We start from the raw sequence: 12,327 nt of genomic DNA on the forward strand, positions 1-12,327 counted from the left end.
AATGCTTTACCTTGAACATAGAATGGCAATGCTAAATTGCGGCCACTAAGTAAGTTGCAGCCGCAGTTTGAAACACTGCTTACCACACCCGCCGCCAATGGATATAAAGGAGTTGCTCAATGGCCGACGTCGCTAAGCTTAACCAAGTCACCAAAGGCTTTCGCGATGGTGAGCAATATCATCAAGTGCTGCAAGCGGTCAATCTACAGATCCACAGAGGTGAAACCGTGGCGCTTACAGGTCCCAGCGGCAGCGGCAAAAGCACCTTACTCAACCTGATTGCCGGCTTTGAAACGCCAGACTCGGGTGAAATCTTGCTAGAACAAGCGTCCACCTCAACTTGGCAAGACAAAGATTGGAGCCGTTTCAGACGTAATTCCTTAGGTGTCGTGTTTCAGCAATTTAACTTACTCACGCCACTCAACGTGAAAGACAATATCGCCTTCTCCTTAAGTTTAACCGCGCAGCCATGGTCGCCTTGGTGTGACTATCTGGTTGAAAAACTAGGGCTCTTGCCATTACTTCACCGCCAAGTTGAAGCCCTGTCAGGCGGTCAACAACAACGCGTCGCCATCGCCCGCGCCTTAGCCCATAAACCGACCTTGCTACTGGCCGACGAACCTACGGGTAACTTAGATGATGTATCGGGTAAGCAAGTCATGGCATTACTGTGTGAACTGGCACGGGAAAGCCAAACCAGTATCTTGATGGTCACCCACAGCGAAGAGTGCGCCGCCTTTATGCAAAAACGTTGGCACTTATCCCAAGGTGCAGTCGCTATTTATGAACAATAAACAGCTCACTAAGGCGACTCCCACAGCGCTTAAGCAAACAGAACTTAAACAGACTGGACTTAAGCAAACTTGGCTAAAGTCAACTTGGCTGAGGCTGACGTGGCTCAGCCTAAAGGTTTTTATCGCCCATTATCGCCATGCGCCCATACAAGCAGGTGCCATTCTGCTCGGTATCGCCTTAGCCGTCACTCTGCTCATTGGAGTCAAGGCAACCAATGACAATGCCGTGCGCAGCTATAGCGATGCGACTGAGTTACTGAGTCAACGCGCCGATGTGCTACTCACGCCGCCCCTAGGACAAAACACTTTAGATGAATCTGTCTATTTCGCCTTGAGACGAGCCGGATTAAGTCAGAGTCTCGCCGTCGTAAGTGGCAAAATCTCCGGTAAAAACGGTCAGTTCTGGCAACTGGAAGGCAGCGATTTGATCGCTGCATTAACACTACAAAAATCGAGAAGTAACGCCTCGACTGACACACAATCAGCCACCTCACCACAGATGAATGACTTACCGCTTGCCGATCTCATCAACGGCGCAGCCACAGTAATCATGAGCCGCAGCCTAGCAGCCAAAGTGGCGCCCGACGGTAAACTTGTTTTAGAAAATAGCACCTTAGATGTCATTGCAATTGATGACAGTTTTGGTCTAGGAAGCGCCATCTTGGCCGATATGTCCCTCGCCCAGCGATTACTAAACATGCAAGGCAGATTGAGCTATATCGCCATGTTCAGTGAGCGAGAAAACCTACCTAAACTAAAATCCCAACTCGACGCTTTAGGGATTACGCCCCAAAAGGCCAGCTTTAGCCAGCAAGATCAAGGTCAAGCGCTGATAGCGCTGACCCGCAGTTTTCACCTTAATCTTAATGCCATGAGCATGTTAGCCTTCGTTGTCGGCCTCTTTATCGCCTACAACGGTGTGCGCTACAGCCTAATGAAACGGCAAAAACTATTAGTGCAATTATTACAACAGGGAATCGAGCGCCGCGCCTTGATGACGGCGCTGATGTTCGAATTAATTTTGTTAGTTGTCATAGGTTCAAGTTTGGGCTTTATCAGTGGTTTGCAACTCAGCCACTGGCTGCAACCTATGGTCGCCATGACCTTAGAGCAAATGTATGGCGCCCACTTGCTCCCCGGTATTTGGCAATGGACTTGGCTTTTTGAGGCAATTGCCCTCACCTTAATTGCCGCGCTCGCCGCTTGCTTGCCATTGTATTTAGATCTTACGCGCCAAGCATTGGCGCAAGGGGCGAATCGTTATCAGCAAATGCAGGCACACCGCAAAACCCATAGCATTCAATTTGCCTTAGCCTGTGGCTTATTGACCTTAGCAGCGTTGCTGTTTCCCTTCAGCCAAAGCTATAACATCAGCTTAGTGTTGCTCGGTATCGTCGCTATCGCTATTCCCTTATTGTTGCCGCAATTATTGCATTGGGGCGTCAGTGCGTTAATGCCCTTGGCGCGTCCTGGATTATGGCAATATCTGCTCGCCGAAACCCGTGAGCTTATTGCACCGCTCTCCTTGGCTATGATGGCAATCTTGCTGGCGCTCAGTGCCAATGTGTCGATGAACACCCTCGTTGGAAGCTTCGAGCAAACCCTGCGAACTTGGCTAGAAACTCGCTTGCATGCCGATCTCTATATCCGCCCACCGAGCCAGCGTATCGACACGATTCAAACCCAATTGATGCACGATCCTAGAGTCAGCGGTATTTATCAGCAGTGGCAAATTGAAGCCCTGCTTTCACTGCCAGTTTCGACGGATAATCCGAGCGAGCAGACGATTCCGGTGAGTCTACTCAGTCGCGATGAATTTTCGACTCGGCACACCAGTGCGCTTAAGGAAAGCCTGCCCACATTGTGGCAATCCTACTTTAATGCACCCGTTGTATTGGTGAGCGAGCCTCTTGCCATCAAATACCAATTACAGCTTGGTGATACTGTGTCATTGGATGTGCTCGAGAAAACAGGTAGCAGCAAAGCCATTATTGGCGGCATTTATTATGACCACGGCAATACCCGAAACGAGGTCATTATCAGCCAGCCACTTTGGCAACGGGCCCAGTTACCTGTACTGCCGGTGAGTTTAGCGGCAAGTTTTCACGGTAAAGAGCAAGGCAGTAGGATAAGCGAAGCAGAACTGGATCAACTACAAGTCCAACTGGCGACTGAGTTAGGTTTATCCCAAGCGCAAATCTACAGCCAAACTAAGATAAAAACCCAAGCTATCGCTATGTTTAAACGCACTTTTTCCATTACCTTAGTGCTGAATAGTTTAACCTTGATTGTCGCCGCGATTGGCCTCTTTAGTGCCTGCTTAATGTTGACTCAGGCAAGGCAAGCGCCACTGGCACGGCTGTATTCCCTCGGCGTCAGTCGTAATGCTCTGCGCGGTATGGTGTTTATGCAGATGTTGATTGTGGTACTGATCACTTGCCTGCTCGCTATGCCAACGGGCGCGCTGTTAGGTTACCTGCTTATTAATAAGATCACCTTGCAAGCCTTTGGCTGGACGATAAAAATGATTTGGGATTGGCAAGCTTACGGCCATGCAATACTGATTGCCTTAACCACCTGCACCTTAGCCGTACTCTTACCGCTGTATTGGCAAACCCGCAAGCCACTGGTCGCTAGTCTGCAGCAGGAGACCCTGTGATGAAAACACTCAGTATTGTATGGGCAGTGGTTGGGTTAATGCTGATCGGCGGCTGCGATAAAACGCCATCGACGCAAAACACTCAGTCCAAATCCATGGCCAATGTGGTGGGGAAAACCTCTACTAATCAAGATGATTTAGCTTTTACGCCTGTTGTTCCCGGCTATAGATTTGAATTTCCGCGGGATCACTTGGCGCACAATGGCTTTCGTCAGGAATGGTGGTATCTGACCGCGAATTTAACCACAGAAACAGGTGAGCAACTCGGCGTCCAGTGGACGCAGTTTAGAGTCGCCCTGAAACCCACAACTCTGCAAACAATCGCTCTACAAACAACAGTTCCGCAAGTAACAGATGCAACGCCCAAAAGTGAATCCACTTGGGAGACTCAGCAGCTTTATTTAGCCCACAGTGCATTAACCTCGAGTAATGCTCACTTGGCCCACGAAAAGTGGTCACGCCGCCATAGCGAGTTTGCCGAGGTGAATTTAGATCCTTATCAAATCCGCCTCGATAACTGGCACTGGCAGAGCGAAACCAATGCACTCTTTCCCGCGACCTTAACGGTGGAGAATTCTGATTTTAGCTATCGACTTCAGCTTAATAGCCAAGCGCCACTGCAATACCAAGGCGTTAACGGCTATAGCCTTAAAAGCCGCGACGGCCAAGTAGCCTCTTACTATTACAGCCAACCCTTTATTGAAATTTCAGGTGAAATCAACCGCAATGGCAAAGTGGAGCAAGTCACAGGCCAAGGTTGGCTCGACAGGGAATGGAGCTCGCAATTTCTCACTAAAACGCAACAGGGCTGGGATTGGTTCGCGCTCAGGTTAAACGATGGCTCGACGCTGATGTTGTTTCAGTTACGGGATCAGTCTCCGGCAGAGTCCGCAAAGAATGCACCTATCTCAGCATTTTATAGCGCCAGAAGAATGTTTGCCGATGGCACAGGTCGCAACATCAATTCCACTAACAATCCCAATGACATTCAGATGACGCCTCTTAAATGGCAACACACAGTCAATGGCGACTATCCCGTTAGCTGGCAAGTAAAAATCCCCAGCGAAAATATCGATCTCACTATCATCCCGCTCAATACCAATAGCGCTATGCCATTATCAACGCCCTACTGGGAAGGCCCAGTGCAACTCTCTGGCAGCCATACAGGTACGGGTTATATGGAGCTAACGGGCTATTAACGTCTTATATATACTAAACAATGTGAATATAACTAATTATTTCTAAATATGTTCTATCGCAGGATTTCGCAAGCATGCACGTCAGCTATTGCTCTTACCCAGAAATTTTATAAACACCTGTAATTGGTAAAAAAGTATAGGATTCCTATCTACACACTTGTGCTTCCGTTAATGTTCACGGGTTCCAGATATGCACAATAGTATTCTCCATAAATGTACTCCTCACTATGTCCTAGTGAAGACAGTGCTAACCGCTTAAATATCAAACTGGGAGTTAGATCACTCGCAAAACTTTGATCCGGATCGACTATCGCTTGCAATACCTCTTGTGAGGTATACCCACATTTTTTATCAGGTCTAGACTCGCCAGTATCAGCACTCGGTTACCCTCCTTTTTAATCTTAAGCAACCGAGTTTACGCCACTACAGGTCATCCCATATGAGTCAGGAATACCACGTCACCAGCCTTGTGGTGCATGCCACGCCTAAAGCCTTACAGCAGGTTGAAGCCAATATCCGCGCATTAGTGGGTACTGATATTCATGCAATTACACCCGAAGGAAAATTGGTCGTTACCCTAGAAGGGAGTAGCCAAAGAGCGATTCTTGACAATATTGAAGCCATCAATGCCCTGTCCGGCGTGTTATCTGCCAGCTTGATTTACCACCAAGTAGAACCCTTAGTACAAGAGAGTGAGGAAATATTATGAGCATAAGCCGCCGCGAGTTTCTCAAGGCCAACGCAGCGGTTGCCGCTGCGACGGCCGTTGGCGTCACACTTCCCATTAAGATGGTCGAAGCCGCCGAACAAGCTGACAGTATCAAGTGGGATAAAGCTCCCTGCCGTTTCTGCGGTGTGGGGTGTAGCGTATTAGTGGGCACCCAAGCGGGCAAAGTGGTCGCCACTAAGGGCGATCCTGAAAGTCCAGTCAACCGTGGCCTTAACTGTATTAAAGGTTATTTCCTATCAAAAATCATGTACGGCAAGGACAGATTAACCACGCCATTGCTGCGGATGAAAGACGGCAAATACCATAAAGAAGGTGAGTTCACCCCAGTCAGCTGGGATGTGGCCTTCGATACTATGGCCGCGAAATGGAAACACAGTCTCGCCACCAAAGGCCCGACGTCGGTAGGTATGTTTGGCTCTGGTCAATGGACTATTTGGGAAGGTTATGCCGCCTCTAAACTTCATAAAGCAGGCTTCCTTACCAACAATATAGATCCTAATGCGCGCCACTGCATGGCCTCAGCCGTAGGCGGCTTTATGCGCACCTTCGGTATCGATGAGCCCATGGGTTGTTATGACGATTTAGAAGCCGCCGATCAGTTTGTGCTCTGGGGCGCAAACATGGCGGAGATGCACCCAATTCTGTGGGCAAGAATATCCGATAGACGTTTAAGCAGTCCAACGTGCCGAGTGCATGTGCTGTCGACCTTTGAGAACCGCAGCTTCGATTTAGCCGATAACCCTATGGTGTTCCGCCCACAGTCGGACTTAGTGATCCTCAACTATATCGCCAATTACATTATTGAAAATAAAGCAGTTAATACCGACTTTGTTACCAAACACACTAAGTTTGCCTTAGGCGTTGACGATATAGGCTATGGCCTGCGTCCAGAACATCCATTAGAGAAAAAAGCTAAAAATCCAGGCAATGGTAAATCCACGCCCATTAGCTTTGACGAGTATGCCAAGTTTGTCAGCACTTATACGCTGGAATATGCCGCCAAGATGAGTGGCGTCGAGCCAGAGAAGCTGGAGATTTTAGCCAAAGCCTATGCCGACCCTAACGTTAAAGTCATGAGTCTGTGGACCATGGGCATTAACCAACACGTTCGCGGCGTGTGGGCGAACAACATGCTTTACAACATCCATTTGCTCACGGGCAAAATTGCCACACCGGGTAACAGTCCTTTTTCATTAACAGGTCAACCTTCGGCTTGCGGGACTGCCCGTGAAGTCGGTACTTTCGCCCACCGTTTACCCGCCGATATGGAAGTCACTAACGACAAGCACCGCGCCATTACCGAAAAGCTATGGCAAGTGCCAGAAGGGACAATTCCCGCCAAACCTGGCTACCATGCCGTACTCCAGAGCCGTATGCTCAAAGATGGCAAGCTCAACTGTTACTGGACCATGTGTACCAATAATATGCAGGCAGGCCCTAACATCAACGATGAGATTTACCCTGGCTTTCGTAACCCAGAAAACTTTATCGTGGTTTCAGATCCTTATCCAACCATCACAGCTATGGCGGCAGATTTAATTTTGCCAACGGCAATGTGGGTCGAGAAAGAAGGAGCTTACGGCAACGCCGAGCGCCGTACTCATATGTGGCATCAGCAAGTAAAAGCCCCAGAAGGCGCAACCTCAGATCTGTGGCAACTAGTCGAATTTTCGAAACGATTCAAAGTCTCCGAAGTCTGGCCAGCCGAACTGATAGCCAAACAACCGGAATACGCGGATAAAACCTTATATGAAGTGCTATTTGCCAATGGCGTGATCGACAAGTTCCCAATTTCCGATTGCAAAGCCGAATTAAACGATGAGAGCGAACACTTCGGTTTCTACCTGCAAAAAGGTATTTTCGAAGAATATGCAGCTTTCGGTCGTGGCCATGGCCATGATTTAGCCGACTTTGACCGTTACCATGAAACCCGCGGCCTACGCTGGCCAGTCGTTAATGGCAAAGAAACTCTGCGTCGTTTCGTTGAGGGGAGCGATCCTTATGTCAAAGCGGGTGAAGGCTTTAAATTCTATGGCAAGCCAGATGGCAAAGCGGTGATTTTCGCCCTGCCCTATGAGCCCGCCGCCGAAGAGCCGAATGAAGAATACGATTTATGGATGTCGACTGGCCGCGTGCTGGAGCATTGGCACACAGGCTCGATGACAGCCCGCGTACCAGAGCTTTACCGTGCCTACCCCGACGCGCAAATTTTCATGCATCCAGAAGATGCGAAAGCTCGCGGCGTACAACGTGGTGACGAAGTCATAGTGGCCTCACCGCGCGGTGAAGTGAAAACCCGAGTTGAAACCAAAGGCCGTAACAAACCGCCACGCGGCGTAGTATTTATGCCTTTCTTCGATGCGCGCCAGTTAGTCAACAAACTGATATTGGATGCGACCGATCCCCTGTCAAAAGAAACTGACTTTAAAAAATGCCCAGTGAAAGTCTTCAAGGCGGAGAATAACCAATGAGAAAAATACTCACCTTAACTGCGTTACTCGTCGCCATTACCGGCTGTTCAGGTCAGCAAACCGACACCAACGTAGCACCAGTTAATATTCAATCCCTCGCAGGAAACATGGCGATCACCGACATTCGCCCAGCCGATGCCATGGCGATTTATCCTAGTCGCGGCACCGCCATTGAGCGCAGTTTTAGCGAACAACCCCCACTCATCCCACATAAGGACGATTACAAGATCACCTTAGATAAAAATGGCTGTTTAAGCTGCCATAGTTGGGACAAGGCAAAACGCATGAAAGCCACACCAGTAGCTAAGTCCCACGTGATTGATGATAAAGGCACAGTTAACGGACATAACTATGCCTGTACTCAATGCCATGTCGCTCAGGCCGAAAACAAGCAACCACTCGTCGAGAATCAGTTCTCCGGCAAGTAAATCTCTATCCCCTGCAAAGCCAAGCCATCCGAATTGATTAGGGTGGCTTTTTGCTATTTAAGCGTCCTATCCTAATGAGTTGGCTTAGAGCCAGTAATGAGTATTCAAGTAAATATAAGACTAAACGTCTATCGCTGGTTCAGCGTCCGTTGCTGAACAGTACTTTCATCAAGGAAGGGATTGAGCAGAAGTTAAAAAGGCAAAGTGAGAATCGAGGGAGATGAAAATAAGAGCAGAATCTAAAACACAGAAAAGTAAAAACCCAGCCTAGGCTGGGTTTACTTGTTGTTTTGCTTTATGCAAATCACCCGCTGGAGCCGTTTTAGTTACTTGCGCCGCTTTAGCGTTTTGTACATCTTTTGCCACAGGCATAGCCGCCTGCCACAAAGCACCTACCCACAGACTTGAACTTGATTTCATCGGTATTCCCCTGTTTTGTTAACAAGGTCAAAGTAATACTTAGACTATCATTAGTAAAATGAATAAATTCCATAATATGGATTCCATTTGAGCATGAACATCCCAATCAAGACCTTACAGTGTTTTCTGACCTTAGTGGAAACTGAAAACTTTACCCGCGCCGCGCAGAAATGTTTTATCACCCAGCCGACACTAAGCAAAATAATCCAGAGACTTGAAGAAAGCCTTGGTGAAACCTTGCTGATCCGGAATAACCAAAAGGTTGAGTTAACTCAAGCTGGTCAGCTCTTTGAGCACAGTGCACGGGAAATCCTCGGCCAATGGCATAGACTGCAGGAGGACATGAGTAACCTTAGCGGTCTCAAATCGGGGCGGTTGCGACTGGGTGTATGTCCTATGATGAGCAGTCTTATTATTGGTTTGCTCACTAGCTATCGTAAGCGTTATCCGGGGGTTGAACTACACATGTATGAGTACGGTGGATTCGGCTGCGAACAAGCATTGCTCAATAACAGTCTCGATATCGCCTTTACCGCGCTCCCCACGACCCATGAGACAGAACTCGTCAATCAACCCCTGACTAAGTACCCTTTACTCGCATGCCTGCCCGAGGGACATCCCTTAGCCGAGAAAGACCACTTAAAATGGCAGGACTTCCAGCCCTATCCTTTTATCCTCTATAACGAAGACTTCTCCCTCGCTAAACTGATTAATCGCCTCAGTCGCAAAGCAGGTGTTCAACTCAATATTGCCTTTCGCAGCGGCCAGTGGGATTTCCTTGCCGCCATGGTCGAAGCCGATATGGGCGTCGCTATTTTACCTGAGCCTATCTGTAATAGATTAAACACCAGTAAACTGGTCTTTAAACCTATGCAGCCCGCAATGACATGGGATCTGGCGCTTATTTGGCGCCAAAGTTTACCTTTAACACCGGCGGCCAAGGCCTTGCTCGAATTGAGTAAACAAAAAACTGAACACTGAGAAAATAAAGCGAGAACTGACATTTTTTAAACAACGGGATACGAAACTTCGTCAGCCGTATCGGGTGATTACAGTTGGATCTCGCCCATAAAAAACCGCTGCGAGCCTAGGGGCCGACAGCGGTTTTTATTAGCTAAGGTAAGTTAAGAATTACTTCTTAGCTTCAGCAGCCTTACGTTCTTTAACTTGAGCAACAACTTTCTCAGCTACGCTAGCTGGACATTGGCTGTAGTGTGAGAACTCCATAGAGAACTGACCACGACCAGAAGTCATTGTACGTAAAGTACCGATATAACCGAACATTTCTGATAACGGTACGTCAGCTTTAACGCGAACACCTGTTACACCAGCAACTTGGTCTTTGATCATGCCGCGACGACGGTTTAAGTCACCGATCACATCACCCACGTTGTCATCAGGGCTGAACACGTCAACTTTCATGATTGGCTCAAGAAGTTGTGGTTTAGCTTTAGCGATAGACTGACGGAAAGCGCCTTTAGCAGCGATTTCGAACGCGATTGCTGATGAGTCAACTGCGTGGAATGCACCGTCAGTTAATTCGAACTCAACGTCTAACACTGGGAAACCAGCGATAGTACCTGTGTTCATCATGCTCGCGAAACCTTTCTCAACTGCTGGCCAGAATTCCTTCGGAACGCTACCACCAACAACTGAAGATTTGAACACGAAACCAGTGTTTGGCTCACCTGGGCGGATGATATATTCGATCTTACCGAATTGACCAGAACCACCTGATTGTTTCTTGTGAGTGTATTGATCTTCAACCATTTGAGTAATGGTTTCACGGTAAGCAACTTGTGGCTCACCTACGATCAATTCAACACCATAAGTACGCTTCAGAATGTCGACTTTGATGTCTAAGTGAAGTTCGCCCATACCTTTAAGGATGGTTTCACCTGAATCTTCGTCAGTTTCTACGCGGAATGATGGATCTTCAGCGATCATCTTACCGATAGCGATACCCATTTTCTCAGAACCGCCTTTATCTTTTGGCGCTACTGCGATAGAGATAACTGGCTCTGGGAACACCATAGCTTCTAAGGTAACTGGGTGTTTCACGTCACATAAAGTGTGACCAGTTTGAACGTTCTTCATACCCACGATAGCGATAATATCGCCAGCTTGAGCTGATTCAATTTCAATACGGTCGTCAGCGTACATTTCGCACATACGGCCGATACGTTCAGTTTTGCCAGTCGCGCTGTTCAGAATGGTATCACCCTTCTTCAGACGGCCTGAGTAGATACGTACGAAAGTCAGGGCACCGAAACGGTCATCCATGATTTTGAACGCTAACGCTTTTAATGGCTCATCAGCAGAAACGATAGCGAATTCGCCAGTTTCGTTACCTTCTTCGTCAGTCAATGGTTGTGGATCAACTTCGTCTGGTGCTGGTAAATAATCAACAACAGCATCAAGAACCAGTTGCATACCTTTGTTCTTGAACGCAGAACCACAGTATGTTGGGAAGAATGCCAGTTTGCGAGTACCAGTACGGATACAACGCTTGATGTCTTCGATAGATGGCTCTTCGCCTTCCATGTACGCTTCCATCACTGCATCGTCTTGTTCAACTGCAGTTTCGATCAGCATTTCACGGTATTCTTCAACCATGTCAACCATATCAGCAGGAACGTCTAATACTTCGAAGTTTTCTGGAATACCAGAATCATCCCACACGTATGCTTTACGAGTTAATAGGTCAACAACACCAGTAAATTCGTCTTCAACACCGATTGGCAGAACCATAACCAGTGGAGTAGCAGCTAATACGTCTTTAGTTTGCTTAACAACGCGTAAGAAGTCAGCACCCATACGGTCTAACTTGTTTACGAAGATAATACGCGCAACTTCAGATTCGTTCGCATAGCGCCAGTTAGTTTCTGATTGAGGCTCAACACCGCCTGAACCACAGAATACACCGATACCGCCATCAAGCACTTTCAGAGAACGATAAACTTCAACGGTGAAGTCAACGTGTCCTGGGGTGTCGATAACGTTGAAACGGTGATCTTTCCAGAAGCAACTTACAGCAGCGGACTGAATAGTAATACCGCGCTCAGCTTCCTGTACCATGAAGTCAGTGGTAGATTCACCATCGTGAACTTCACCGATTTTATGGATTTTACCGGTTAGCTTAAGGATACGCTCGGTGGTCGTGGTTTTACCCGCGTCAACGTGAGCGAAGATACCAATGTTTCTGTATTTGGATAATTCGGTCATGATTCAACTTTAATGAGTAGTTTAAGAAGTAGACGGAGTATGCGACAAACACCGACACACCGCACATCAGATTATTTTAGGCGCATATTGTAAATTGGAACCCTGCTCGGCGCAAATGGCTAGAGTACTTTTTCACGATAAAGTCGCGTAATAATTTAGGTAAAGAGCCATAAACACGAACTAAAACAGATAAGTAAAACACTTTAGCTTATTTTTCACTCAATTAATGAAAAACCTTAAATAAACCTCATTTTAATGGGATAAAGCGATTTTCAAGGGATTTCTATCATATCGTCAGTACAAACATCAAACATTAACCTGCAAGCATGGATAATGGAATGGACCCATCCACTTTTAATCGGCCTCGCAATGGGCCACGATGTAGTCGCTAAAACTCATCA

At 47.5% G+C, this 12,327-nt stretch carries 9 protein-coding genes; 7 read left to right on the plus strand and 2 right to left on the minus strand.

Annotation, left to right across the window (positions count from 1 at the left end; genetic code table 11):
• Positions 1 to 119: 119 nt before the first annotated feature.
• The 6 genes from GWI56_RS10770 (at position 120) to napB (ending at position 8,281) form a co-directional block, all read left to right on the plus strand.
• On the plus strand, positions 120 to 794 hold the full coding sequence (locus GWI56_RS10770) for an ABC transporter ATP-binding protein (protein WP_168822486.1): 675 nt from the start codon (positions 120 to 122) through the stop codon (positions 792 to 794).
• The gene (locus tag GWI56_RS10775) at positions 784 to 3,453 is read left to right on the plus strand and encodes an ABC transporter permease (protein ID WP_198572886.1); all 2,670 of its coding nucleotides are present in this window, start codon (positions 784 to 786) and stop codon (positions 3,451 to 3,453) included. The genes GWI56_RS10770 and GWI56_RS10775 overlap by 11 nt, the downstream gene beginning before the upstream one ends.
• Complete coding sequence (locus GWI56_RS10780) at positions 3,453 to 4,652, plus strand: lipocalin-like domain-containing protein (RefSeq protein ID WP_198572887.1); 1,200 nt, start codon at positions 3,453 to 3,455, stop codon at positions 4,650 to 4,652. The genes GWI56_RS10775 and GWI56_RS10780 overlap by 1 nt, the downstream gene beginning before the upstream one ends.
• A gap of 439 nt (positions 4,653 to 5,091) precedes the next feature.
• Positions 5,092 to 5,361, plus strand: a complete 270-nt coding sequence (locus tag GWI56_RS10785; RefSeq protein WP_198572888.1) for a chaperone NapD — start codon at positions 5,092 to 5,094, stop codon at positions 5,359 to 5,361.
• Complete coding sequence (gene napA / locus GWI56_RS10790; protein ID WP_198572889.1) at positions 5,358 to 7,853, plus strand: nitrate reductase catalytic subunit NapA; 2,496 nt, start codon at positions 5,358 to 5,360, stop codon at positions 7,851 to 7,853. Before GWI56_RS10785 ends, napA begins: the two co-directional genes overlap by 4 nt.
• Positions 7,850 to 8,281, plus strand: a complete 432-nt coding sequence (napB, locus tag GWI56_RS10795; protein WP_113939717.1) for a nitrate reductase cytochrome c-type subunit NapB — start codon at positions 7,850 to 7,852, stop codon at positions 8,279 to 8,281. Before napA ends, napB begins: the two co-directional genes overlap by 4 nt.
• 267 nt (positions 8,282 to 8,548) lie before the next feature.
• Here napB and GWI56_RS10800 read toward each other — a convergent pair whose 3' ends face one another.
• The gene (locus GWI56_RS10800) at positions 8,549 to 8,701 is read right to left on the minus strand and encodes a hypothetical protein (RefSeq protein ID WP_081729124.1); all 153 of its coding nucleotides are present in this window, start codon (positions 8,699 to 8,701) and stop codon (positions 8,549 to 8,551) included.
• A 93-nt stretch (positions 8,702 to 8,794) separates the two neighbouring features.
• Between GWI56_RS10800 and GWI56_RS10805 the strand changes: the two genes are divergently transcribed.
• Positions 8,795 to 9,682, plus strand: coding sequence for a LysR family transcriptional regulator (locus GWI56_RS10805; protein ID WP_198572890.1), 888 nt, complete (start codon positions 8,795 to 8,797; stop codon positions 9,680 to 9,682).
• 150 nt (positions 9,683 to 9,832) lie between these two features.
• On the opposite strand, the gene fusA is transcribed toward GWI56_RS10805, so the two are convergent.
• Entirely contained in the window at positions 9,833 to 11,926 is a 2,094-nt protein-coding gene (fusA, locus tag GWI56_RS10810) for an elongation factor G (RefSeq protein WP_105251504.1), read from the minus strand.
• Between the last annotated feature and the right edge of the window lie 401 nt (positions 11,927 to 12,327).

The organism is Shewanella sp. DW31 (assembly GCF_015767295.1).
Taxonomy (GTDB): Bacteria; Pseudomonadota; Gammaproteobacteria; order Enterobacterales; family Shewanellaceae; genus Shewanella; species Shewanella oncorhynchi.